The following is a 22725-nucleotide window of genomic DNA, read 5'->3' on the forward strand; positions in this document are numbered from 1 at the left end:
TTAACCCATCTCTATTAAAGTATAGTTTTAGAATAAAATTTTGAAAACCGCCTATCAAATAAATGATAGGCGGTTTTTTTATGTATAAGATTTTCTGAATCAATTATCTCATTAATGAAAAATTACCTTTTAGAGTAGCATAGCCTTCAATTTTAATATGATACCAATAATCTGAAGCGGGCAAATTTGTACCATTAAAAGATCCATTCCAGGAAAAGTTAACTCCATTCCCAGATATCAATAACTTGCCATATCTATCAAAAATCGTTATTTCTGAAGAAGGAAAAAACTCCAGACCTTTCAATGTAAAGGAATCGTTATACCCATCTCCATTTGGAGAGATCATCTTGGAGACAACAATATGAGGGAATTGTAGCAAAACAGTTTTACAAGCGCTTAGATCACGCATATAGGCGGTATATACTCCACTGGGAACATTTAAAAATACATTTGAACTCTGAAAGTTGATACCATCCAACGAATATTCAAAAATTCCAGTATTGACCGGAGTAATTATTACAGTATTTTCATCAGATTCAAGGCTTCCTATTTCAGGATTATCTACAGGAACAACTGTAAAAGTTTTAGTTGAGGAACAAGCTTGATCTGTAACAACCTCAACAGAATAAGTACCAGATTGAGAAATGTTTATAGATTGGGTGTTTTCTCCTGTAGTCCAAATGTATGTATATCCTGCAAGCTTTGCATCTAATAATAATGATGCTTCCGGACAAAGTTGAAGCTCTTCATCTTCCAGAACCGGCACATCATTTATTACCACTCTAATTGGTGTTCTTGCACTTGCATCACAATCATAATCTGCATTTTCTGCTTCCGCATAGAAAACACCGGCTTCCTCTGGCTGATAACTAAAAGAATCTTCCTTTAATAATACCCCATCAACTGCTGCACTGTACCAATTTATTCTTACATTTTCTGTGCTCGTAACTGCTATAGTTGGAATTATATCTCCATCACAAATAAATTTATCACCTTCACTAATTGGTGTATCTGGTTTTTTTAAGATTTCAATAAAAAAAGCTTCAGAGAAAGAACTACAAAGATTGTTGTTCAAATTCACAACATCTTCTGCCACCTTGATCCTATAATAATTAGAGCTAGAAAGCATACCAATAGTAAATTCACTTTGCGCAGCACCGGCAATATTCACCCAATCTTCCCCATTTGCGCTTTGCTGCCATTGGTAGGCATGAGTTTGGTACACCGTATTATCTGGAGTTGCCACTAAAGTTTTGGTGATAGGTGCATCTTCTTCACAAATCACTAATCCCGTATTTGTAGCGCCATTTGTATCGATACTTGTAAGATCTCCACAGGATCTAAAAATAATATCGTCTATGGCAAGATCATTTCCGCAGCCACCATCTCCATTATTGAAAATCTTTAAAATAACCTTGTTCTGTCCGGCTTCGCTTTTAAAAGTTAATGCAAATTGTTCCCATTCAGGAGCGGAGGAAGCAGTGATAGCAGCGGTACTTCCTTCTTTCAAAAGTTGAGTATCGGTTTCATCCCAAATTTGGAACTTTACATTAACCGGAATATCGCCATTAGGACAAGCACCACTTGTAGAATTATAAATATTCATAAGATAAGCCGAAAACTCGTAGGTAGTATTTTCACAAAGACCTGAAATATTAGTCTTATAAAATTGTCCTGAAGTAAAGCCTGCATTAACGATTAAAGCTCTTCCTCCTGAAAGTGTTGTGTTAGGGAAATGAGAATGCCAGGAAGTAATTTGACGACCAACAATATCAGACACCGTATATTCTCCATCTTGCGGGTCTTGAGTTATAAAATTATAACTGGTGATTCCCGTTGCCAATGCGGGACCATAACCGGTTCCACTTCCAAAGTCCTCCTGAAAAATCGGGTCGCCCTTACTGCCCTCACAAAATCCTAACTGTGCAAAAGAAGGCTTAACAACAAAGAAGAAAGCAAGAAAAAACAACCTAATCATTTTCAAATATAAGGCAATTAAAGAGCTTTAGTAATAAATAATAGCGTGAATGATCTTGAAGGTCTCACTTTTTCGAAATCAACTTATAGGATTAAAACCTATCTTTTTTTAGAGGAATATATACCTTTACGATCTATGAAAGCCAATGCCTCAGAGAAATCTTATACCATAAAAGAAGCTACTATAAAACTGATGCAATTTTGTGCATATAGAGATAGATCTCAAAAGGAAGTTCAAGAAAAATTGCGCGAAATGAGGATGATCCCTGAAGCTTGTGAGCAGATCACCATTCAGCTAATGCGAGAAAATTTTTTAAATGAAGAACGTTTTGCCCGTAGTTTTGTTCGAGGAAAATTCCGCATCAAAAAATGGGGGAGAATCAAGATAAAACAAGAATTAAAAAAGCGGGAGATCTCCACGCCACTTATAAAACTGGGATTTACAGAGATAGATCCTTCAGAATATTATTCAACTTTAAATGATCTGGCAGAAAAGAAACTTCCACTTATTAAAGAAGCAAATTCCTATAAAAAGAAACAAAAATTGATCTCTTTTTTACACCAAAAAGGCTACGAATTTCCCATAATTATAGAAGTTCTGGAAGAATTTAAGTTTTAATATTGTTCTTTTTGTGAGTCTTGATAATGGCCTGTTCGTTCTTATAATCAATCCACTTCTGACCTCTTAATTTGCGCATATAATTATCAAAATAGCGCATAAATGCAAGGTTGTATACTGCTTTTGAAAAATTGGTGATGTTTCTAGAAGTTGCTCTTAGGCTCATTGAAAACCCAGGAGTTAGATATGTCATCTGGTGCCAATAGCCTTCAGGCATATACAAAGCTTCTCCATGATTAAGATTAGTAATATATCCCTGAGCTTCCTTTAAAGCTGGAAACTTTTGGAAATCGGGATTTGTGAAATCTATATCTTCTCTGGAAATCAAGGCATGCGGTACTTTATAGAGATATTTACTTTGTGAAGGCGGATAAAGGATACACTGCTTTTTTCCATGAAAATGGAAATGGAGAATATTTGCAAAATCTATATCATAATGCATGAACACCTTCGAGTTCTCCCCTCCAAAAAACAAGGTTGGTAGTTGTGTTAAAAATCGAAGTCCCATATCCGGGAATTTAAAATCATTCTGAAGCACAGGAACCTCTTTCATTAAATGATACAAAAAGATCCTGTAATTGGTAGGTTTAGATTTTAACAACGCGATATACTCGCTCATCTTCATCTTTAAATGTGGCTCATTAAATTTGAACTCAGAGCTGATTGGCCTATCATCATACAAAGGCACTATTTTATCTCCAGCAATCTCAGCAATATACTCTAAACTCCATTTTTTGTATGCTGGCCAATCTTCAACTAAATGTTCGATCACCACAGGTTTCTGTGGCTTTACATAATGCTTTATAAAATCGGCCTTAGAAATATTCTTTATCCTAGGGATTTCAGCTAATTGCAATCTTTCTTTCATCCTTTCATCATCAAATTCCTGCATTTTTATGCGTACTATTTACGGCAAGTCGGTTTTTATAATCTATCCATTTCTGGCCTTTAAATTTCCGCATAAGGTTGTCGTAATTTCTAATAAAAATTACATTATTTAAAACCTCTAAAATTTTCGTTGGTTTTGTTGGTAACGAACGAAGGGTTAAAGATAAGCAAGGGGTTTCATATTTTACAAAATGCCACCACTTACTTGGAATAAATAAAGTGTCTCCATGTTCTAAGATCACTTCAAATCCATGCGCCTTTGCCAAGGCGGGATACTTTGTAAAATCTGGATTATCCATATCTATCGACTCCATGCTTACAATAGAATAAGGAACCTTATAAAGATATTTTGTTTCTGAAGGCGGATAAAGAATAAACTTCTTGGTTCCAGCGAAATTGAAATGAAAATTATTCGCAAGATCCATATCGTAATGCATCAAAACCTTTGCACCCTCACCTCCAACAAATAATACGGGAAGTTTTTTGAAGAACTTCACGCCAATTTCCGGATACTTAAAATCTTTTAATAAATCTGGACAATTCTGAAGTAAATTAAAGAAGAACATTCGAAGATCTGTAGGTCCCGATTTTAAAATATCTATATATTCAGACATTTTAATCCTCCTCGCCGGTTTATGGCTTTTTTGTTTGCCTTTAGCGGGCTGCCCATCATATAGGGGAACAATAACATCTCCCGCATGTTTATGGAAATACTCTAAATCCCATTTTTCTTTTGCAGGCCAGTCTTCACTTAAATTTTCCATTACCACAGGTTGCTGCGGCTTTAAATACTCCTTTAAAAAAGTTTCTTTATCTATCGCATTAACGCGTGGTAAGGGTTTTAAGTTAAGCTGCACATCCTAAGGGAATTCAATTATATTATAAACTGGTTTTAGACTTTTTTTGAGCCTCTAGGTTTCTTTCAATTTTATGACTAGGTCTAGACCATTTAGGTTTTTCACCTAAATTCAGAAACTTAGATTCGGTTGCTTCCACACTTTCAGGTTTAGATTTCTTCACAAAAGGTTTTTGTGGATGAAGCCCTAAAGCTTTGAACATTTCCATGTCTTCTCCCACATCTGGGTTTGGAGTAGTTAGCAATTTATCTCCTGCAAAAATAGAGTTAGCACCCGCAAAGAAACACATTGCCTGCCCTTCTCTACTCATTTCAGTTCTTCCTGCTGAAAGTCTTACTTGAGTCTCTGGCATTACAATTCTGGTGGTAGCAACCATTCTTACCATATCCCAAATAGATACTGGCGCCTGTTCTTCTAGCGGAGTTCCTTCTACAGGAACCAAAGCATTTATTGGCACAGATTCGGGCTGCGGACTCAAAGTTGCCAAAGCAACTAACATTCCTGCACGATCGTCGTTAGACTCTCCCATTCCAATAATCCCACCACTACAAACAGTAACATTGGTTTTTCTAACATTTCCAATGGTATCCAATCTATCTTGATAGCCTCTGGTAGAAATAACTTCTTTATAATATTCTTCTGAAGAATCTAAATTGTGATTATAAGCATACAAACCAGCTTCAGCCAAACGCTGTGCTTGATTTTCTGTGATCATACCCAAAGTACAACATACCTCCATATCCAGTTTATTAATGGTTCTTACCATTTCCAAAACCGAATCAAATTCTTCCCCATCCTTTACATTTCTCCATGCTGCTCCCATACAAACCCTGGAACTACCTGAAGCTTTCGCTCTCAAAGCTTGCGCTTTCACTTGGTTCACACTCATAAGATCGTTCCCTTCAATATCTGTGTGATATCTTGCAGCCTGCGGGCAATACCCACAATCTTCTGGACATCCTCCTGTTTTTATAGAAAGTAATGTAGAAACCTGAACTACATTTGGATCGTGATTTTCTCTATGTATAGATGCTGCTTCGTAAAGAAGATCCATAAAAGGTTTGTTATATATTTCAAGAATTTCTTCCTTGGTCCAGTCGTGTTTGATTGTCATGAAATTGTATTTGAATTCAAAAATAGCTAAAACTAAGCTTTCTTGGATATTTACTTGTAAAAGTTTTTCCGTTGAAACTAGCTAGAAGCCAGAATATATTAATTTTTACTTATTAAAATGGAAACAGCATTCCCACCAAAACCAACAGCATTAACGAGTATATTGTCTAGCTTTTTCGGGGCTTTACTTATTGCTGAAAATGGAACCGATATAAATTCATCATGCTGAAGCATTAAAATAGCCAACTCCATACTCAAGATCCCAGAGGCTCCAAAAGTATGACCTATCTTCCATTTATTAGAAGTTAATGCCGGAAGTTCGTTCCCAAAAATTGCTTTTATCGCATTTATTTCTGCTTCATCTCCTTTAATAGTTCCTGGCGCATGCATAACCACAGCATCAATTTCGCTCATTGCTAAATCACCAATTGCCATTTTCATAGATTTCTGAAAACATGTTCCATTTGCTGAAATAGAAACCGAATGTTTCAATTCTTCTGTCGCATACCCAACTCCTGTGATCTTGGCGATACTATTTTTAGGGTTTTTGGAAATACATGCTACTCCGGCCGCTTCTCCCAGCACCATAGAATTATGCTCTTTTTCCATGTTTAAAGCTTGGCAAGGATATTTTAGATCTTTGTTAGCATAGATCTTCATCGCTTTCATCTGTGCGATCGTAAAAGGGGTTAAAGCAGCCTCACTGCCGCCAACTACAAACTTATCAGCAAAACCAGACTGAAGCCAAACCACGCCATTTAAAACAGCATGTAAGCCGGTAGAACAGGTTACGCTGTGTGAAATGTCCGGGCCAGTAGTTCTAAGGTCTTGAGCCACCCATGAGGAAATATTCCCTAATGTTGTACTTGGGGAAGCCAGGACTCCAACTTTTCCTTTTTCTATAAATTCTTTGTGATGTTTTTCAAAAAGCTGAGTTGCACCTCGAGAGCTTCCAATATTTATCCCGATAGAATCAGCTTTTTCCCATCCAGCTTCTTTAAATGCTGCTCTAGCTGAAAAAATGGAATATGAGACTGAGTTATCCAGACCTTTAAATCTGGATTCAGAATTCCTTAAACTCTCTACCTCTGCTTTTTGCTTTGAGGTTAAGCTCGCTGCGAATGCTTCACTGCCAGAAAAATCATGCTGTTCAATAAAATGCTGATTGGTTTTATAGTTATTCCAAATTTCTTCTCTTGTGGTTCCTAGCGGAGATATGGAAGCGATGGAATTAATATAAACAGGATTTTTCAATTGGTATAATTTTCAGCAAAAATAAGGCCTTGAAAAGATTTATATATGTTTATTCTCTTAAAATTGACGGAAAATTAAGCAGATATTACTTTACTTTTTCAGAAAAATAAAGCTTCAATATAGAATCTAACTTTTTTTCTCCCTTTAGTATTTGCTTTACACTTGTTTGGATTGTTTGCGGTAACAAAGTTTCTAAAGGCTGTGGAATTTGATTCAGCCTTTTAAAAGTGTGTGCCAATTTAGCGTCCCATTCTTTATGAAAATTCAAGAGATCATCTGGATATACGGTAGTTCTGGAAGCACCTTCATCTTTAGCTTTAAATGCTTCGGTAACATTTAAATACCCGTAATCGTCGGTTAATTCTTCTCCGGGTTGAATATCCCGAATAGCAATTTCGAAATCGTAAGCCGTAGAAAGGCAATTGGAATTAAAACTATGGTTTACATATTTTGCTGTATCCCAGCACAGCACATAGTTTCCTTTATTATTTCTAAAAGTGAATTTATCTATCATCTCTTGGGTAAACGGTAACATTTCAGCTACTTGTTCAGGAGTATAAACTTGATCTAATTCATCCTGAACCCACGTGATAGTGCCTTCAGGAATAAATTTAGTGGCTACAATTCCGTAACCAATCTCTTCACTAATAAATCGAACTTCTGTATCTGGATGTATCATATAGCAATTATAACTAACCGAATTTAACTATTATTATCGCTTGTAAATTTCAAAATTAGTTAAAATATTTCCAATGCCGAAAGGATGGAATCGTACACTTTTTGTAATTCTTCTTGCGAGATCACATATGGCGCTAAGATATATATGGTATTGCCAAGCGGTCTCAAAAACACTCCATTACCCATAAAATGCTGAAAGAGCTTATTTCTTAAGTTGCCATATCGCTCCATTTCCACATTAAGTTCAAAAGCGAGAATAACCCCTAATTGCCTAGGATTTGTAACTTTTGGATGATCTTTAATCTCTTCTAAAAAACCAGAATGTGAATGGATCACTTTCTGTATGTTTTGCTGAATTTCTTCTGAATTCAATAATTCTATTCCTGCCAAGGCAGCAGTACATGCCAATGGATTTGCTGTATAAGTATGGCCATGGAACAAACCTTTTGCAATATCATTGTCATAAAAGGCATTAAAAATTTTCATGGAACATGAAGTAATAGCCATTGGGAGCAATCCCGCAGTAAGCGCTTTAGACATGCAAATGATATCTGGTTGCTCTTCCATATATTCTGAAGCGAAATTCTTTCCGGTTTTCCCAAAACCGGTCATTACCTCATCTGCAACGATTATAATCCCATTTTCTCTGCAAGTTTTTAAGATCGCATTCAATCCATCTGCATCATGCATTTTCATACCAGCGGCACCTTGCACAAGAGGCTCATATATAAATCCTGCAATTGCATTCTCTTTTATCAAATTCTCTAAATTTTGAAGAACTTCAGGGTTATTTTCACCATTGGGAGTAGGAATACGAACCACCTCCAAAAAATGATCTTCGAAAGCGCCGTTATAAACTGAAAGCCCAGAAACTGACATGGCGCCAAATGTGTCTCCATGAAAGCCTTCTTCAAAAGCCAACATTACTTTTCTCTCGTTCCCTAAATTGAAATGATATTGCAAGGCCATTTTGATCCCAATTTCAGTAGAAGTAGAGCCATTATCGCTAAAAAATAACTTTTCTTGGTTTGCAGGTAAGATCTTGATTAGCTCTTCAGAAAGTTGGATTGCTGGTTCATGTGTAAATCCGCTAAATACAACTTGATCTAGTTTCAGCATTTGTTCAGCAACTTTACTTGTAATGTTAGGATTACAATGCCCGTACATAGCGGTATACCAACTGGAAATCCCGTCTATATACTCCTTCCCGCTCTCATCCCAAAGTTTCACTCCCTTTGCCTTCACAATTGCAAGGGTGTCTGGGGAGGTTTTATGCTGAGTTAAAGGATGCCAAAGGTGCTTTTTGTCTCTTTCAGATAATTTCATTTCTTAATACTTAGGGATAAATATGTTTTTAAAGAGTCTTCAGGTTTTCGTGAAAAATAGCAGCATATTCCTTAATTACATTTCGATCAAAATAAGGTTCATTTTCTATTCTTCCAATAAACTTAACACCTGTCATTTCCAAGATCACTTTTTCTGTGCTTTTATTTTCATCTCCATTAAAAATAATTCCAGCAATGCTTAACCCTTTACTTTTTAAAACTTGAATGCTAAGAAGGGTATGATTGATACTTCCTAAATAATGCCTTGAAACAAGAATAATCTTATCTGTGGGCAAAATAAGATCTACAATGGTTTCTTTTGAATTTATTGGAACTAATAAACCGCCAGCGCCTTCAATAACAAAATCTTTAGATGTTAAGGGACGTTTTATCTTTTTGGCAATTAGCTTAACCCCATCTATTTCTGCCGCTGCATGCGGACTCATCGCTGATTTTAATTTTACCCCTTCAGGATAGAAAAAACTTTCCTCATTAGAAATGAGTTTTTCCACCTTTATTGAATCACTATTTTCTAGATCTCCAGCCTGAATTGGCTTCCAGTAGTCTGCTTTTAAAGATTCAGTAATAATGGCCGATGCAATAGTTTTACCAACATCTGTTCCTATACCGGTTATAAAATAAGTGTTATTCATCTAAATTAAATTTTTGTTTACAGGTTTCACACCTGTATTCGTAGCGTGTATAAATTGGTAAGGCTGTGGTTAAAAAGGAGAACAGAAAAAAGAACATAGATTTAAGTCCTCTAACATTGGTGAAAAGTTCCACTTTCTGGCTACCACAAACTGGACATTCAATTTCATGCCCATTATCATCTAAAGAATATTCACTTATGGTGTTTAAGATCTCTAGCGCTTTAGCTTCATCTTCCTGCCAAACCTTTAGTTTTACTCCTCCAATCGCATTACTCACCAATGGATCTGTATCTACCGTAAACTGGTCGTATAAAAAAACTTCGATTCCTTCTGCCTCTAATCTGGATTTGATTATTTGCGCTTCCGAAGAGTATTGAAATACCGCTATTTTGGAAAAGGTTTCTTTCATTTTATAAAAGTAGCCAATAGTTCAAGAAGATCCTTTATCTCTTCTTTTGAATTGTAACTATGCAAACAAAACCTAAGTCTTTCCTTACCCTGCGGGACTGTTGGACTTAAAATAGCTTTTACGTTGAAACCTTTATTTTGAATTTGATTTGCAATATTTTTAACCTCATCATTACCAGAAACTATACAACAATGTATCGCAGAGGTGCTTTCAATAAAATACTCCTGAAGATCATGTCGGTCTAGTTCATAATTAAAAAACAGGATATTCTCTTGAAGGAGTTTTAATTCTGAATTAAATTCACTAGAATCATATTTCTCTAAACTTTCATATGCAGTAATGATAGCAGCTATGGAATGTGGGGAAAGTGCCGTGGTGTAAATAAAGCTTCTAGAGAAGTTCACTAAATACTGCACAAGTAACTCACTACCTAAAATTACTGCGCCATGTACTCCAAGTGCTTTTCCAAAAGTTACAATTCTGGCAAACACCATTTTCTCCAATCCTAAATCCTGAATTAGTCCTTTTCCTTTTTCGCCAGAAACTCCTACTGCATGAGCTTCATCTACTACCAAATGATAATCCCTTTCTTCCGCAAAATTCGCAAAAGCTTTTAGATCTGGACTATCCCCATCCATAGAAAACACTGATTCGGTGACTATGTAAATTTCAGAATTTGTTTCCGAGGTAATTAGATTCAGTCTTTTTTTTAGATCTTCAAGATCATTATGATTGAATTTATAAGCTTTTGCATTGCTCATCCTAATCCCATCCCGAATAGAGGCATGTGCCAATTCATCGTAAAAAATGAGGTCTCCTTTTTGAGGAATGGCTGAGAAAAACCCAATATTAGCATCATAACCAGAATTAAATATCAAAGCAGCATCGGCTTTATGAAAATCTGCGATCTGCTTTTCGGCAACAGGATATAATTTATGATTTCCAGAGAGTAATCTCGAGCCTGTGGCTCCATTTTGAAGGATATTATATTCCTCCAGAATTCTCTGAGTCTTAGAAAATAATTCAGCATTTCCTGCAAATCCCAAATAATCATTAGACGCAAAATCTATCAAATTATTGGAATTACCCAATTCCCTAAAAGCATTTTGTTGCTTTCTGTTTTCAAGGCTTTTCTCTAATTTTAATGGGAATTTATGCATCGCGCTAAATTACAACATTCATAAATCTAAAAAATATGGAATTACTAGAATTTAGTATGCATATTGGTTTAATAAGATTGTCAGGATTATTAGTTGTTGCATGTACTGTTTCTTCAGCAAAAACGAAGTGTAAAAGCATTCCTACAGCTGCAACAATTTTGCGCAGGCAAAGGCTACTTTAGATATTGATAGTAATTATTATGATACCTATTCTTTCGAGATCTTAGAGCGAAAATTACTTCAGAAGAAAAATAAAGCTTTATATGAACAGAAAACAGATCTATTTAAGAGGTTTTTTTTTGATCAATTCCTTTTCCTTTTTTTTACTCTCCTTTAATTCTTCTACATCTTCACTTTTTAACTCCTGAGTGACTTTATCATATTTCCCTTCCAAATCATTCATAATAGAGTGTTTCCATAATTTTACCCCAGAAAAATAACTCGCCCTCCCAATTAAATGTGCACTTATGGGAGCAGTAAGGAGAATAAAAAGAATAATTGCAAAAATTCTTGTAGTAATAGAAAAATCCTGAAAATGGATTGCAGCTGCTAAAAGCAATAATCCAATACCCAAAGTAGCCGCTTTTGTAGTAACCGAAATTCTTAAATAAGCATCTGGCATTCTTAATAGACCAATGCAGGCAAAAAGAATGAAGATAGCTCCGGATAATGAAAATATTGCAACAAAAATATCTGTCATTTTTTATTTCTTTTTTGAATATAATACGAAAAGGCAACTGTACCCAAAAATGCTATAAGCGCTAATATCATTGCGACATCTAAAAAAGATGGCCTATTTGTTAATATACTATACCCAGCAATAAACCCAATTCCTATTGTAATAATAAGATCTAAGGCAATGATCCTATCTACAATACTTGGCCCCTTTAAAAACCTCCAGAGAATAAGCAACATCGAAATTGATAGAATAGGAATTACGATGTAAAATATAAATTCATGTAATGTCATCTCAATATCTCTAGTATACGTTTTTCAAATCCGTTCTTGATACTATCTATAAATTTCTCTCTTGAAGTTATATACATAGTATGTACATATAATACTTTACGATCATCTGAAACATCCAAACTCAAAGTCCCAGGAGTAAGGGTTATCATATTTGCAAGAAGTGTGATCTCCACATTTGTTTTTGCTGAAAGCGGAATTTTCACAATCCCCGGACTCATGTTATAGTGAGGCGTCATTACCTCATAAGCCACTTGTAAATTAGCCTTAATAAGTTCGTATAAAAAGAAGAATATAAAAGCAATCACTTTTGGCAGAATCTTGAAATATTTCGCATTTCCAGAGCCTGTGGTAATCATCCTCAACGTGAAGAAACTAAAAGCAAACCCAAATAGATAATTGGCAAAGGTGAATTCTCCCGTAAGAGCTACCCAAATACCCATTAATATTATGTTGGATAAAAATCTATTCTTCATGATCTATTATTTGTTCTTTTCCCAATACCGCTTCAATATATTGTTGATTATCCATCAGCTCGCCAGCAACTCTAGAAGATACTTGCTGGATATGCTCTGCTCCAAATCCAATATACAAAGATACCAATGATAAAAATATCATAGGCGCAATCATTTGAGCCTTTCTTATCGTTTTTAATTTATCAAAATATCTAAAATTCAAACGTACCGGTAATTCTTTCTTTTCTTTCCAAACAACACTTGCCCAAACCTTTGCAATTACAATAAGTGTAATTAAACTCGCAAAGATGATCGCTACTACAACCCACCATCTTTCGGCTTGGAATCCAGCAATGATCAAAGAAATTTTTGGCCAGAAACCAGATAACGGAGGAATCCCTACTAATGAGAATAATGGGATTGCAATCAATAAACTCAACTTAGGATAATCTGCATACAATCCTCCTAAATTTCTGATACTGTTAGTGCCTCGCATTCTAAATATCAATCCACTTACCATAAAAAGATTTGTCTTTACAATGATGTCATGGATTAGATAAAATATGGTTCCCGCAATGGCCACTTCAGTAAATAAGCCTAAACCTGCAATCATATATCCAATATGACAAATGATAAGATAGGAAAAAACTTTCCTTAAATTATTCTGAACCAAAGCCCCAAGACCTCCACTAAACAGCGTGAGTACGGCCATAATGAGAATAATGTTTTCTATAAATTGATCTCCTACAAATATTAAGGTAAATACTCTAATTAAGGCATATACTCCAACCTTAGTTAACAAACCTCCAAATATTGCTGCAACGGCAGATGGTGGGGTATGATAGGAATCTGGTAGCCAAAAGTAAAGGGGAAACACAGCTGCTTTAATCCCAAAGGCAACCAGAAATAATATCGCGGTGATAGATACTAATCCTCTATTTTCTATGGCTGCAACTTTTAAGGCGAGATCTGCCATATTTAGTGATCCTGTAAGACCATATAATACTGCAATTGCAGTAAGAAAGATCATGGAAGCTAAAATATTAAGTGTAAAATATTTTACTGAACCTTCCAATTGTGCTTTTTCGCCACCAAGGGTAATAAGAACAAAAGAGGAAATTATTATAATCTCAAACCAAACATATAAGTTGAATATATCTCCGGTTAAGAACGCTCCATTTAATCCTAGGAGCAGAAAGTGAAAGATAGGGAAATATCCAAATTTCAATCGAGCAGCAACTACCGAAGCCGAAGAAAAACTGGACACTGCCAGCCCCGAGATCGCGGTTAGCAACACCAATGTAGCCGAAAGTGTATCTGCTACAAATATAATCCCAAATGGTGGTTTCCAATTCCCTGCCAGAACGATTTGTGTTCCATTTTCCCAGATATAACTGAATAACCAAATAGAAACCCCAACATTAATGACGCTCCCAACAATGCTGATTACACGTTGCCAAGAAATTTTTCTCCAGCAAAACATCAAAACGATGCTTAAAAACATTTGAAGCAATAGTGGGTATAATACTAACTGTTGTGTCATGAATCTTTATCTATTGTATTCATTTCATCTAAATCGTCTGTTTTCACCACTTTATAAGCTCTTTTAACCAGAATTATTGCAAAGGACTGCAATCCAAAACTAATTACAATTGCAGTTAAGATAAGAGCTTGTGGAACGGGATCTGCATATACAGATTGAAATACATCTGAATCTGCAGGAATAATTGGAGGACTTCCTTTTACAACTCTTCCAAGTAGAAATATGAGCAAATTTGCACCATTTCCCAAAATAATTATTCCGAGTATCAGCTTAACAAGACTTCTACGTAAGATCATGTAGATCCCCGCTGCGTATAATACTCCAATTAATATTGCTAAAATTACTTCCATGAATTAAGCAGATTCTGTGATTGTAAATATGATGGTTAAAGTAACTCCTACTACCACTAAATAAACTCCAAGATCAAAAAACAATGCTGAGCCCAAAGAACCTATTACTGGTAATTGATCTGGATACCATATCCCTGTCATAAATGGTAGATCAAAAAACAGCACTGGGGTTACACCAGCTAGAAATGCCAATGCTAAACCTACCGGCATTAAAAATCCTGGGTGTATTTTAAGCAGTTCTTTGGTGTTATCTAAGCCTCTGGCAAAGGAATGTAGTACAAACGCAATAGAGGCTATCAATCCGCCTACAAATCCTCCTCCTGGAGAATAATGACCCCTTAGCAATATAAATATTGAAAACATAAGCAAAAGCGGCAAAAGGTAAGTAGATGCTGTTCTTAAAATTATTGTTTTCATCTTTATTAATTTTTATCTATTTCAGATCCCATTATCGCTGATCGGATTTTTTCAATCTTAACTTTAGCAATGCAAAAACTCCAATTGCTGCAATTGCTAGCACAGAAATTTCAAGCATAGTGTCCGATCCTCTAAAATCCACTAAAATAACATTCACTACATTTTTTCCGTGTGCTAGGATATATGCATTTGCGGCATAATAGTCACTCACTTCCTTATTTACCGGTTCTGCTAAAACTTCTAGAATTAGCAGGGTTATAATGGTTCCAAAAGCAAGTGAAAGTACACCATCCCGAATCCTCATCTTATAGTCTGATAATTTGAGATATTTTGGTAATTTATAAAGCACCAATACAAAAAGAATCACCGTAAGCGTATCTATAGAAAACTGGGTCATTGCTAGATCTGGAGCGCTATAAATTACGAATAAGATACAAATGGCATAACCTATAATACCCATTGATGCAACAGCAGCCAGTCTTGATCTTGTAAATACTGTATATCCAATGGCGACAAGCATTACAAGTGAAGTTGCCGCTTCATAAAAAGTAATAGGAGAAAAGGAATTGAAATCTACAGCATAGTTGGCAGTAGTAAATAAAGAATAGCCTGTTAATGCAATAGTAAATACCATTATAGTAGCGACATAATTTCTTAAATAACCATTCTGAAACAAATTTGTCCAGCCATTGGAAAACTTAAAGAAAAAAGCCCACGAATTCGTTACGATGGTTTGAGGGGAAAACTTTTCGAATTTAGCTATCCAAATTTCTAGTTTTTTTGTTGGTTTCAAGGTAAAATATAAAACTGTCCCTAAGGCTATAGTGATTACACTCAGCAATAAAATAACATTAAAACCGTGAAATAATTTTAAATGAATATCCTTTTCATCCAATCCCATAGAACTAACCATCGGTTTTATCAAGGAACCTTCAATTAGTCCAGGAAAAATTCCAAACACTATACAACCAACAGCCAATATCACTGGGGGAAGCCACATTAAAAAACTGGGCATTTTGGTGTTCTCAAATCTTTCGGGAAGGGCTCCTGTAAATGGTTTTATACCAGTAACAAACCCAGCATAAAGCAATAATATTTTGGTGATCACAATTAAGCCCGTCAAAAGGAGGGCCATATTACCAAAATGGAAAGTAGATTCGTAGGTGAGTTCTTTTCCTATAAATCCAATTGTTGGAGGTATTCCTGCACTAGAAAGCGCAGCTAAAAATCCAGCGATTGCGACCGGGAATAAAACTTTTCTTAATCCGCGTAAAACAGTTGTATCTCTTGTCCCGGTTTGGTGATCTATAATACCTGTAACCAGGAAAAGTGTAGCCTTATATAAAGCGTGTACAATAATAAATACCGCTGCCGCAGTAAGCGCATCTACCGTACCTTGACCAATTAAAAAGACCAAAATTCCTAATGCCGAAATGGTCGAATATGCTAGTACCCCTTTAAGATCTGTTCTGAAAAGGGTGTGAATAGCGGAATAGACCATAGTGATAGCCCCAACAATAATTAAGGTGGTATTCCAAAATTCATGATCTCCTAATACTGGAGTTAATCTCATTAGAAGATAGATCCCTGCCTTTACCATCGTTGCAGAATGCAAATATGTAGATACAGGAGTTGGTGCTTTCATTGCTCCCGGTAACCAAAAATGGAAAGGGAATTGCGCCGATTTTGTAAAGGCAGCTCCAAAAATGAGTGCCACTATTAATATATAATACGGATTAGAAGCTATCTCAGGATTCATTGTTAGCATTTCTGCAATGCTATAAGTTCCTGTTATAGATCCTAAAAATAATGATCCAACCAATAAAGAAAGACCTCCAATTCCAGTAATTGCTAAGGCTATTATAGCAGATTTTCTTGATTCCCTACTCGTATTATTAAATCCAATTAGGAAAAATGACGAGATACTAGTTAGTTCCCAAAAAACAAAAAGTGAGATAAGATTATCGGATAGCACAAGACCGAGCATCGCGGCCATAAACATGCTTAGATATCCATAAAACCTATCCAGATATTTGTGACCCATTAAATATGCAGAAGTATATACAAAAACCAGAAATCCGATTCCGGTGATCATTAAGGAAAACAGAAGGGACAGTCCGTCTAAGGTAAAACCAAGATTTACACCAAAAGCTGGAATCCAGGAGTGAAATTGAGTAATGACTTCTCCATCAGAAATTCGCCCAATAAATTGAGCAAAGTATACAAATAGTGCCAATGGAATCCCTGCAGCCAGAATGGAAATTCTTCCTTTAAAAAATTTCCCGGTAAATACCAGGAATATAGAAAAGGCAAAACCTAAAAGTATGGCTAATAGCATAGGTGACTAAAAATTCAATTTCACGCAAATATAATAGTTATTATCGAGGAATGGGAACACTAGCCCCATATAAAATTAAGATCATTTAACAAATTCCATTCTGCTTTTTAGCACGTAAAATTATCTAAAACATAAAATTAATTATTGTTAATCAATAATTTTTTATTAGGTTTGTTATTGATAAACGATAAATTATGAAGCCGCTTATTTTATTAAAAACCATTCTTGATATACTATTAATTCTCCTCATTTTTGGAACCATTCTTTTCATAATTCTAATTAGTGTCCTCCTTTGGATTCCTAAGGAATCTATACCTTTTCGAATACATGAAGATTTAATTGAATCCTTAAATACTCAAGCTTATACAATCTTGAGTCTCGTAATTCTAAGCCGAATTATTTTTATTTATACCATAATCAAATTCAAACATCTGGTCCGGTTATTCTTTAAAGGAGATTTTTTTACTAAGGAGCAAATTAGGATTACCGATATTATCGGTAATCCTAATTATTATAGTTGCAATTCTTAATACAATACCTTCTTTTATTTACAAAACTTTCTTTGAAGAAAGTCCGAGGACAGTAACATATGGCCTCGCTAACATCGATTCTTTCTGGTTTTTACTTGCTGTTGGACTTTTTTTTATCTTTTTAAGCAGAATATTCGATAATGCCAGAATATTGAAAGAAGAAAATGAATTAACTGTACAAAAATATGGAATGGCATCTTAAAGTTATTCTGACAATTATTAATTTGAGTATTCTTGGTTATTTTATCTATTGTTTAATCTGGTTTATAGCTTTATTTTCTCCATTGCTTTCCGAAGACTTAACACTACAATCTGTTATCAAAGAAGAATATTTTTCTAAAGGTTTGGACCTTGCTCCTTATTATATTGGATTGGCTTTTGCTTTTCTTAATTTATTACTACATCTGTATCTAATCGACAAGTTACTTCTTGCAAGAAAGGTGGTTGCCAAAATTTATTCAGGAGTAATCATCTACCAAAATCAGCCGTCAGATTTAAAAAAAGTTGGAGCCGGATTCATTGTATTTGCAAAATTAAAATATTCTTTGTTGATGATCACTGGAGTTTTTTTTTATAATGACATCCATATTTTTATTGCTGCGCTACCTCAATTTCTACTCTTTTATCTCCTAGGAAAACTCATGCTGATAATTGCAATAATATCCTCCAAAAGTGAAATTCTTCAACAGGAAAATGAATTAACTGTCTAGATCATGTCTATAATTATAAACTTAGATGCAGTATTAGAAAAAAGAGGCATGAAAAGCTATGAACTGGCTGAAGCCATAAACATTACCACCGCCAATCTATCTATACTCAAAACAGGTAAAGCCAAAGCAGTTCGGTTCTCCACTTTAGAAGCCATTTGCAAAGTTCTGGAATGTCAACCTGGAGATATTCTGGAATATATCGATGAAGATTAATTAAAGACTTTAGCTTATTCCTTATTTTAGAGCCTAAAACCTAATATTACTATGCGCAAATTTTTATTTCTACTGCTTATTTCTGCTGTCTCATTCGCTCAAACCAACACTTACGAGATCTCTTTCGATAATGCAGTTCATCATGAAGCCAACATAAAAGCAACTTTTCCTAATGTTAAATCACATGAACTTGTTGTTTCCATGAGTAGATCTTCACCGGGAAGATATGCTATTCATGAATTTGCTAAAAATGTCTATGCATTTAAAGCTACAGATAGCAAAGGAAACAAATTGGAATTGACAAGAAAGGATCCATATTCCTGGAATATAACTGGACATGACGGTACCGTGAATGTAGAATACACACTATTTGGAAATCGGGCAGACGGCACCTATTCTCAAATAGACAACACACATGCGCATTTAAATATCCCTGCAACTTTTATGTATGCAGAAGAACTGCAGCACAGACCTTTAGAAATAACCTTCAATTCTCCAGAAGGTTCTAACTGGAAAGTTGCTACCCAACTTAAGCCAGTCGAAGGAAATACGTATATGGCACCAGACATGTATTATTTCATGGATAGCCCAACCGAGTTGAGCGATTTCAGCTTGAGAGAATTTAAGTTAGACGGAAAGAATATTCGATTTGTATTACATCACGATGGTACTGATGCGGAATTGGATGAGTATTTCGATCAAGTAAAGCGAATAGTACAACAAGAAAAACAAGTTTTTGGGGAATTACCAGACTACGATTATGATGAATATACCTTTATCGCATGTTACTTACCTAATGTATCCGGAGATGGAATGGAGCATAGAAACAGTACTATTTTAACTGATACCGAAGGTTTAGCAGATGGGGGAATGAAAGGGAATATAGGCACTGTTTCCCATGAATTCTTTCACTCATGGAATGTAGAGCGAATTAGACCTAACGATCTGGAAGCATTCGATTTTTCTGAAGCTAACATGTCTGGATCTTTATGGTTTGCTGAAGGTTTCACTAGTTACTACACCAATCTAATTCTTCATAGAGCCAATATTTTGACTGCTGAAGAATACATCAAGAGCTTAAATGGCACTTTTAACTACGTTTGGAATTCTCCAGCACATCAATTTTTTAATCCAATAGAGATGAGCTACCAAGCTCCATTTGTAGATGCAGCAACGTCAGTAGATCCTGTAAATAGAGAAAACACTTTTATCTCGTATTATTCCTACGGAAGCGTTCTGGGCTTAGCATTAGATCTAAACCTTAGAAGTAAAGGTTTAAATTTAGACGATTTTATGAAGCAGGTTTGGAATACCTACGGAAAAACAGAGGTTTCCTATACTATTGAGGATCTACACGAAAGCCTTGCCAAATATGCAGGAGCTGCAGTTGCAGATGAATTCTTTGGAAATTATATCTATAAAAGCGAAATGCCTAAGTATGCTGAGCTATTTAAAACAGTGGGTTTAAAGCTGACTCAAGATGTTGATAAAGGATATTTTGGAGCGTCACTGAAAGCTAATGACAGTTTAATACAAATAGCTAGCAATCCTAAAATTGATAGCCCGGCTTATAATGCGAATTTAACTAGTGGAGATCAAATAACTACTGTGAATGAAGATCCTATTTCCTCCATGGAAGATTGGGAGAATATCATAAAAGAAAGCAAACCCGGAACTGTACTGAATATAACTTTCTTGAGGGATGCTAAGCAAGCTAAGTCCAAGGTTACACTTTCTAAAGATCCAACTTATAGCATCAATATAGATGAGAATGCCGATAAAAAAGCAAAAAAAGCAAGAGAGGCTTGGTTAGCGACAAAATAAAAAGAAGCCTGACTCAGGCTTCTTAGAAAATAGCTTTCAAGAGAAAGATCCTTCGACAGGCTCAGGATGACCGTCTAACTTGATTGTCATTCCTACGAAGGAGGAATCTCTTGTAAACACAAATTCTGCTTCGTTGAGATCCTTCGACAGGCTCAGGATGACATTCTTTTTATTTGTCATTCCGACGAAGGAGGAATCTCTTAAAAACACAAATTCTGCTTCATTGAGATCCTTCGACAGGCTCAGGATGACATTCTTTTTATTTGTCATTCCGACGAAGGAGGAATCTCTTGTAAATACAAATTCTGATTCATTGAGATCCTTTGACAGGCTCAGGATGACAACATTTTGTCACATTGAGCATGTCGAAATGTGAGCTTTATATGCAACAAAAAAGCCTGTTGAAATTCAACAGGCTTTTTAAATATAATTATATAGCTAATTAATCAGCTAATACGATTGCTTTATTATCTTTCATTTCAAGCACACCACCTTTAATTGGGTAGAAAAGTACATTGTTAGCTTCTTTTCTAAAAGCTGAAGAAAGACTTTTTAGCATTTCCGGGCTTGCCGCAGCTAAATCGATCTTTACTTCTCCTTCTACTAGAAGTGAAACAATTGCAGTATGATGATTTAACATCTGAAATTCACCATCCATTCCGGGAACTCTTACCGACACTACTTCTGCACCAAATACAACTGCTTCCGGAGTAACTATTTCTAAATACATATTTTTTAGTATTGAGTAGTTAGTATTAAGTAATTAGAAAAATGATTTCTCAATTCTAATATCTCAAACCTAAATACTAGTTTATGATTCAGCCAACATTTTATCTCCTGCCTCAATAGCTTCTTCAATAGAACCTTTAAGGTTAAAAGCAGCTTCTGGATATTTATCTAATTCTCCATCCATGATCATGTTAAATCCTTTGATGGTTTCTTTAATATCTACCAATACTCCTTTTAATCCTGTAAACTGTTCTGCAACGTGGAATGGCTGAGATAAGAAACGTTGTACACGTCTTGCTCTATATACCGCTTGCTTATCTTCTTCAGAAAGTTCTTCCATCCCAAGAATAGCAATGATATCCTGTAATTCTTTATAACGTTGTAACAACTCTTTTACTCGTTGTGCACATCTATAGTGCTCTTCACCTAAAATTTCAGCAGTAAGAATTCTTGAAGTAGAATCCAAAGGATCTACCGCAGGATAAATACCAAGCTCTGCAATTTTACGAGAAAGTACGGTTGTAGCATCCAAGTGAGCAAATGTTGTTGCTGGTGCTGGATCTGTTAAATCATCTGCAGGTACGTAAACCGCTTGTACAGATGTAATAGATCCATTCTTTGTTGAAGTAATACGTTCCTGCATCGCACCCATCTCTGTTGCTAATGTAGGTTGGTATCCTACCGCAGATGGCATACGTCCAAGAAGTGCAGATACTTCAGATCCCGCTTGTGTAAAACGGAAGATGTTATCTACGAAGAAAAGTACATCTTTCCCTTGTCCTTCTCCTGCTCCATCACGGAAATATTCAGCAATGGTAAGTCCAGAAAGTGCAACACGTGCACGTGCTCCTGGTGGCTCATTCATTTGTCCGAATACGAAAGTTGCTTTAGATTCTTTCAAAGCAGCTTTATCTACTTTAGACAGATCCCATCCACCTTCTTCCATAGAGTGCATGAATTCGTCTCCGTATTTAATAATACCAGACTCCAACATCTCTCTTAAAAGGTCATTTCCTTCACGAGTTCTTTCTCCAACTCCAGCAAATACTGAAAGCCCACCGTGACCTTTTGCAATATTATTAATTAATTCTTGAATTAATACGGTTTTACCTACTCCGGCTCCACCAAATAAACCGATCTTTCCACCTTTTGCATAAGGCTCGATTAGATCTATTACTTTAATTCCTGTATATAATACTTCTGTAGAAACAGATAAATCTTCAAATTTTGGAGAATCACGGTGAATTGGCAAACCAGCATCACCTGCTTTTGGCAAAACATCCAATCCATCAATAGGATCCCCGATCACGTTGAATAAACGCCCATAAACTTCTTTTCCTATTGGCATTTGAATTGGAGCTCCAGTTGCTACTACTTCTACTCCACGGCTCAATCCATCGGTTGACTCCATGGCAATGGTTTTTACAGTGTTTTCCCCAATATGGGACTGTACCTCCAACACCAAAAGAGAACCATCTTTTCTGGTAATTTCTAAGGAATCGTAAATATTTGGCAAATCAGCATTATCTGCGTTGAAAACTACATCAACAACAGGGCCTATAATTTGTGCAACTTTACCTGTGATTTTAGACATTATCTAATTCTTTATGTTTAATATTGAAATCTTTAAAATATGTTGGATAAAAATGAATTTATCTTAACCTATTTTCAGGCTGCAAATATAGTTTTTTCTTTATAAAATCATATAGGCTAAAGC

General features: G+C 35.5%; 24 protein-coding genes. 5 read left to right on the plus strand and 19 right to left on the minus strand.

Translation table 11 applies throughout. The features are described 5' to 3' along the window. Positions 1-103 precede the first annotated feature (103 nt). Positions 104-1978: a T9SS type B sorting domain-containing protein gene (locus H033_RS0100990; protein ID WP_034885985.1), complete on the minus strand. Its 1875-nt coding sequence runs from the start codon at positions 1976-1978 to the stop codon at positions 104-106. 45 nt (positions 1979-2023) lie between these two features. Between H033_RS0100990 and H033_RS0100995 the strand changes: the two genes are divergently transcribed. After that, complete coding sequence (locus H033_RS0100995) at positions 2024-2596, plus strand: regulatory protein RecX (protein ID WP_316928609.1); 573 nt, start codon at positions 2024-2026, stop codon at positions 2594-2596. Here H033_RS0100995 and H033_RS0101000 read toward each other — a convergent pair. The 16 genes from H033_RS0101000 to H033_RS0101075 form a co-directional block, all read right to left on the minus strand. Continuing rightward, on the minus strand, positions 2586-3488 hold the full coding sequence (locus tag H033_RS0101000) for a cupin-like domain-containing protein (protein ID WP_231367523.1): 903 nt from the start codon (positions 3486-3488) through the stop codon (positions 2586-2588). The two genes, H033_RS0100995 and H033_RS0101000, sit on opposite strands and share 11 nt — an antisense overlap. Further along, positions 3475-4341 carry a cupin-like domain-containing protein gene (locus H033_RS0101005; protein ID WP_026836658.1) on the minus strand — a complete coding sequence of 289 codons (867 nt, stop codon included), beginning with the start codon at positions 4339-4341 and terminating at the stop codon, positions 3475-3477. The genes H033_RS0101000 and H033_RS0101005 overlap by 14 nt, the downstream gene beginning before the upstream one ends. 22 nt (positions 4342-4363) lie before the next feature. Continuing rightward, on the minus strand, positions 4364-5455 hold the full coding sequence (bioB, locus tag H033_RS0101010) for a biotin synthase BioB (protein ID WP_026836659.1): 1092 nt from the start codon (positions 5453-5455) through the stop codon (positions 4364-4366). Positions 5456-5553: 98 nt separating this feature from the next. Continuing rightward, entirely contained in the window at positions 5554-6708 is a 1155-nt protein-coding gene (locus H033_RS0101015; RefSeq protein WP_026836660.1) for a beta-ketoacyl synthase N-terminal-like domain-containing protein, read from the minus strand. An 85-nt stretch (positions 6709-6793) separates the two neighbouring features. Then, positions 6794-7387 carry an SET domain-containing protein gene (locus H033_RS0101020; RefSeq protein WP_026836661.1) on the minus strand — a complete coding sequence of 198 codons (594 nt, stop codon included), beginning with the start codon at positions 7385-7387 and terminating at the stop codon, positions 6794-6796. 59 nt (positions 7388-7446) lie between these two features. After that, positions 7447-8712, minus strand: coding sequence for an adenosylmethionine--8-amino-7-oxononanoate transaminase (gene bioA, locus H033_RS0101025; RefSeq protein WP_026836662.1), 1266 nt, complete (start codon positions 8710-8712; stop codon positions 7447-7449). Between the two features lie 28 nt (positions 8713-8740). Next, positions 8741-9364: a dethiobiotin synthase gene (bioD, locus tag H033_RS0101030; protein WP_026836663.1), complete on the minus strand. Its 624-nt coding sequence runs from the start codon at positions 9362-9364 to the stop codon at positions 8741-8743. Beyond that, positions 9357-9773 (minus strand): putative signal transducing protein, encoded by a 417-nt coding sequence (locus tag H033_RS0101035; protein ID WP_026836664.1) that lies wholly within the window; start codon positions 9771-9773, stop codon positions 9357-9359. Before H033_RS0101035 ends, bioD begins: the two co-directional genes overlap by 8 nt. Next, positions 9770-10933 (minus strand): aminotransferase class I/II-fold pyridoxal phosphate-dependent enzyme, encoded by a 1164-nt coding sequence (locus H033_RS0101040; RefSeq protein WP_026836665.1) that lies wholly within the window; start codon positions 10931-10933, stop codon positions 9770-9772. The genes H033_RS0101035 and H033_RS0101040 overlap by 4 nt, the downstream gene beginning before the upstream one ends. Positions 10934-11213: 280 nt before the next feature. Continuing rightward, positions 11214-11633 (minus strand): monovalent cation/H(+) antiporter subunit G, encoded by a 420-nt coding sequence (gene mnhG / locus H033_RS0101045; protein ID WP_026836666.1) that lies wholly within the window; start codon positions 11631-11633, stop codon positions 11214-11216. After that, positions 11630-11902 carry a cation:proton antiporter gene (locus H033_RS0101050; protein WP_026836667.1) on the minus strand — a complete coding sequence of 91 codons (273 nt, stop codon included), beginning with the start codon at positions 11900-11902 and terminating at the stop codon, positions 11630-11632. The genes mnhG and H033_RS0101050 overlap by 4 nt, the downstream gene beginning before the upstream one ends. Continuing rightward, on the minus strand, positions 11899-12375 hold the full coding sequence (locus H033_RS0101055; protein WP_034885986.1) for a Na+/H+ antiporter subunit E: 477 nt from the start codon (positions 12373-12375) through the stop codon (positions 11899-11901). The genes H033_RS0101050 and H033_RS0101055 overlap by 4 nt, the downstream gene beginning before the upstream one ends. Next, the gene (locus H033_RS0101060) at positions 12365-13897 is read right to left on the minus strand and encodes a proton-conducting transporter membrane subunit (RefSeq protein ID WP_026836669.1); all 1533 of its coding nucleotides are present in this window, start codon (positions 13895-13897) and stop codon (positions 12365-12367) included. The genes H033_RS0101055 and H033_RS0101060 overlap by 11 nt, the downstream gene beginning before the upstream one ends. Continuing rightward, positions 13894-14247 (minus strand): Na+/H+ antiporter subunit C, encoded by a 354-nt coding sequence (locus H033_RS0101065; protein WP_026836670.1) that lies wholly within the window; start codon positions 14245-14247, stop codon positions 13894-13896. The genes H033_RS0101060 and H033_RS0101065 overlap by 4 nt, the downstream gene beginning before the upstream one ends. Positions 14248-14250: 3 nt before the next feature. Continuing rightward, positions 14251-14664, minus strand: a complete 414-nt coding sequence (locus tag H033_RS0101070) for a Na+/H+ antiporter subunit B (RefSeq protein WP_026836671.1) — start codon at positions 14662-14664, stop codon at positions 14251-14253. 31 nt (positions 14665-14695) lie between these two features. Further along, entirely contained in the window at positions 14696-17002 is a 2307-nt protein-coding gene (locus tag H033_RS0101075) for a putative monovalent cation/H+ antiporter subunit A (protein WP_026836672.1), read from the minus strand. Positions 17003-17512: 510 nt separating this feature from the next. Here H033_RS0101075 and H033_RS22420 point away from each other — a divergent pair. From H033_RS22420 to H033_RS0101095, 4 genes are read left to right on the plus strand one after another with little or no spacing between them, the layout of a single operon-like run. Then, positions 17513-17734, plus strand: coding sequence for a hypothetical protein (locus H033_RS22420; protein WP_410503513.1), 222 nt, complete (start codon positions 17513-17515; stop codon positions 17732-17734). Then, on the plus strand, positions 17718-18242 hold the full coding sequence (locus H033_RS0101085; protein ID WP_026836674.1) for a hypothetical protein: 525 nt from the start codon (positions 17718-17720) through the stop codon (positions 18240-18242). Before H033_RS22420 ends, H033_RS0101085 begins: the two co-directional genes overlap by 17 nt. A 3-nt stretch (positions 18243-18245) precedes the next feature. Continuing rightward, positions 18246-18455 (plus strand): helix-turn-helix domain-containing protein, encoded by a 210-nt coding sequence (locus H033_RS0101090; RefSeq protein ID WP_026836675.1) that lies wholly within the window; start codon positions 18246-18248, stop codon positions 18453-18455. Positions 18456-18506: 51 nt separating this feature from the next. After that, a complete protein-coding gene (locus H033_RS0101095) occupies positions 18507-20279 on the plus strand; it encodes a M61 family metallopeptidase (protein WP_026836676.1) in 1773 nt (590 codons plus the stop codon). Between the two features lie 442 nt (positions 20280-20721). On the opposite strand, the gene H033_RS0101105 is transcribed toward H033_RS0101095, so the two are convergent. Together H033_RS0101105 and atpD are read right to left on the minus strand one after the other, a co-directional pair. After that, entirely contained in the window at positions 20722-21009 is a 288-nt protein-coding gene (locus H033_RS0101105) for a FoF1 ATP synthase subunit delta/epsilon (protein ID WP_026836678.1), read from the minus strand. 81 nt (positions 21010-21090) lie between these two features. After that, positions 21091-22602: a F0F1 ATP synthase subunit beta gene (gene atpD / locus H033_RS0101110; RefSeq protein WP_026836679.1), complete on the minus strand. Its 1512-nt coding sequence runs from the start codon at positions 22600-22602 to the stop codon at positions 21091-21093. Positions 22603-22725 lie beyond the last annotated feature (123 nt).

The organism is Gillisia sp. JM1 (assembly GCF_000424645.1).
Taxonomy (GTDB): Bacteria; Bacteroidota; Bacteroidia; order Flavobacteriales; family Flavobacteriaceae; genus Gillisia.

Excerpts from the sequence above, each read along its gene's own strand:
- H033_RS0100990 (WP_034885985.1), bottom strand. The coding sequence starts at position 1,978 with ATGATTAGGTTGTTTTTTCTTGCTTTCTTCTTTGTTGTTAAGCCTTCT.
- H033_RS0101000 (WP_231367523.1), bottom strand. The coding sequence starts at position 3,488 with ATGCAGGAATTTGATGATGAAAGGATGAAAGAAAGATTGCAATTAGCT.
- bioB (WP_026836659.1), bottom strand. The coding sequence starts at position 5,455 with ATGACAATCAAACACGACTGGACCAAGGAAGAAATTCTTGAAATATAT.
- H033_RS0101020 (WP_026836661.1), bottom strand. The coding sequence starts at position 7,387 with ATGATACATCCAGATACAGAAGTTCGATTTATTAGTGAAGAGATTGGT.
- bioA (WP_026836662.1), bottom strand. The coding sequence starts at position 8,712 with ATGAAATTATCTGAAAGAGACAAAAAGCACCTTTGGCATCCTTTAACT.
- bioD (WP_026836663.1), bottom strand. The coding sequence starts at position 9,364 with ATGAATAACACTTATTTTATAACCGGTATAGGAACAGATGTTGGTAAA.
- H033_RS0101035 (WP_026836664.1), bottom strand. The coding sequence starts at position 9,773 with ATGAAAGAAACCTTTTCCAAAATAGCGGTATTTCAATACTCTTCGGAA.
- H033_RS0101040 (WP_026836665.1), bottom strand. The coding sequence starts at position 10,933 with ATGCATAAATTCCCATTAAAATTAGAGAAAAGCCTTGAAAACAGAAAG.
- mnhG (WP_026836666.1), bottom strand. The coding sequence starts at position 11,633 with ATGACAGATATTTTTGTTGCAATATTTTCATTATCCGGAGCTATCTTC.
- H033_RS0101050 (WP_026836667.1), bottom strand. The coding sequence starts at position 11,902 with ATGACATTACATGAATTTATATTTTACATCGTAATTCCTATTCTATCA.
- H033_RS0101055 (WP_034885986.1), bottom strand. The coding sequence starts at position 12,375 with ATGAAGAATAGATTTTTATCCAACATAATATTAATGGGTATTTGGGTA.
- H033_RS0101060 (WP_026836669.1), bottom strand. The coding sequence starts at position 13,897 with ATGACACAACAGTTAGTATTATACCCACTATTGCTTCAAATGTTTTTA.
- H033_RS0101065 (WP_026836670.1), bottom strand. The coding sequence starts at position 14,247 with ATGGAAGTAATTTTAGCAATATTAATTGGAGTATTATACGCAGCGGGG.
- H033_RS0101070 (WP_026836671.1), bottom strand. The coding sequence starts at position 14,664 with ATGAAAACAATAATTTTAAGAACAGCATCTACTTACCTTTTGCCGCTT.
- H033_RS0101075 (WP_026836672.1), bottom strand. The coding sequence starts at position 17,002 with ATGCTATTAGCCATACTTTTAGGTTTTGCCTTTTCTATATTCCTGGTA.
- H033_RS0101085 (WP_026836674.1), top strand. The coding sequence starts at position 17,718 with ATGGAATGGCATCTTAAAGTTATTCTGACAATTATTAATTTGAGTATT.
- H033_RS0101090 (WP_026836675.1), top strand. The coding sequence starts at position 18,246 with ATGTCTATAATTATAAACTTAGATGCAGTATTAGAAAAAAGAGGCATG.
- H033_RS0101095 (WP_026836676.1), top strand. The coding sequence starts at position 18,507 with ATGCGCAAATTTTTATTTCTACTGCTTATTTCTGCTGTCTCATTCGCT.
- H033_RS0101105 (WP_026836678.1), bottom strand. The coding sequence starts at position 21,009 with ATGTATTTAGAAATAGTTACTCCGGAAGCAGTTGTATTTGGTGCAGAA.
- atpD (WP_026836679.1), bottom strand. The coding sequence starts at position 22,602 with ATGTCTAAAATCACAGGTAAAGTTGCACAAATTATAGGCCCTGTTGTT.